The 904-nt window shown below is 67.6% G+C and carries 1 protein-coding gene; it reads left to right on the top strand.

The genetic code is table 11. From position 1 onward, the window contains the following. The coding region (locus tag MFF24_RS28645; RefSeq protein WP_238229223.1) for an IS3-like element ISMex11 family transposase at positions 1 to 856 on the top strand (856 nt) is incomplete at its 5' end. Between the last annotated feature and the right edge of the window lie 48 nt (positions 857 to 904).

The raw sequence follows: 904 nt of genomic DNA, 5'->3' as shown, positions 1-904 counted from the left end.
ACGTGCTCGCAAAAAAGCTCTGACGCCTGCTCGGCGACGCGAGCTCGTGCACCAGGTTCAGGAGGCGCACGGGGTGAGCGAGCGGCGCGGCTGCGCCGCGCTCGGCGTCGGTCGGTCGGGCGTCCGCTACCGCTCGACCAAGCCCGATCAGGCACCGCTGCGGATGCGCATCTGTGATCTGGCCAAGAGCCGGGTGCGCTACGGGTACTTCCGGATCTACATCCTGCTGCGCCGGGAAGGTTGGCGGGTGAATCACAAGAGGGTCCACCGCCTCTACAGGGATGAGGGCCTCAGCCTGCGGCTCAAGCGGCCGCGCCGGCACGTCAGCGCGGCACACCGTGAGCGTCAGCCTGCTGCGCTCCGGCCGAACGAACGCTGGTCGATGGACTTCGTCTCCGACGCGCTGTTCGACGGCCGCCGGCTGCGGGCCCTGACGGTCGTCGATGCATTCACGCGCGAGGCTCTGGCGATCGAGGTCGACCAGGGCATCAAAGGCGAACAGGTCGTGGCTGTCGTCGGCCGCTTGGCGCTGCTGCGCGGAGCACCATGCGCGATTCAGGTCGATAACGGGCCTGAGTTCGTCTCGAAAGCCCTCGACCGCTGGGCCTACGAGAACGGTGTCACGTTGGACTTCTCACGGCCCGGCAAGCCGACCGACAACGCGCTGGTCGAGTCGTTCAACGGCCGGCTGCGCGACGAGTGCCTGAACGCGAACTGGTTCTTGTCGTTGGCCGACGCGAGGAGCAAGATCGAGACGTGGCGGCGGCACTACAACGAGAGCCGTCCTCACACCGCCCTGGGGTGGCGAACACCCCAGGAATTCGCCCTAGCGGCGGCCCTGCAGGCCGCCGAATGAGATCCGGAAGCTCACCTTCCGGCCGGACCAAAATCCGGGGGACCCTCA

The organism is Methylorubrum aminovorans (assembly GCF_022179725.1).
In the GTDB taxonomy this organism is placed as follows: domain Bacteria; phylum Pseudomonadota; class Alphaproteobacteria; order Rhizobiales; family Beijerinckiaceae; genus Methylobacterium; species Methylobacterium aminovorans.
Note: the sequence above shows the minus strand (reverse complement) of the source record. Positions and strands in the feature narration are given on the sequence as shown.